Origin of the sequence: Idiomarina sp. UBA4206, from assembly GCF_002383015.1 — a bacterium.
In the GTDB taxonomy this organism is placed as follows: domain Bacteria; phylum Pseudomonadota; class Gammaproteobacteria; order Enterobacterales; family Alteromonadaceae; genus Idiomarina; species Idiomarina abyssalis.
The window spans coordinates 508-827 of the sequence record NZ_DFTS01000034.1 but is presented as its reverse complement, the minus strand read 5'-3'; the positions used below and the strand labels follow the sequence as shown (position 1 = coordinate 827).

1 pseudogene is annotated in these 320 nt (G+C 53.8%); it reads right to left on the bottom strand.

The features are described 5' to 3' along the window. A pseudogene (locus tag B3180_RS06985) lies at window positions 1-320 on the bottom strand (AMP-binding protein); the annotation flags it as partial.

Here is a 320-nt window from a genome sequence, read left to right as displayed (position 1 = left end):
CGACCGGTTATCCAGTAGTAACCATCAGCATCACGGCGTGCGCCGTCGCCGCTGAAGTACATACCTTTAAAGGTAGAGAAATAGGTTTGCTCAAAGCGCTCGTGGTCACCCCACAGTGTCCGCATTTGACCCGGCCAGGAATCTTTAATCACCAGACCACCTTCCGCTTCGCCTTCCTGAAGGTTGCCTTCGCTGTCGACTAATGCCGGCTGAATACCGAAGAAAGGACGAGTGGCAGAACCCGGCTTCAAATCCGTGGCTCCCGGCAGTGGAGTAATCAAAATACCGCCGTTCTCCGTTTGCCACCAGGTATCCATAAT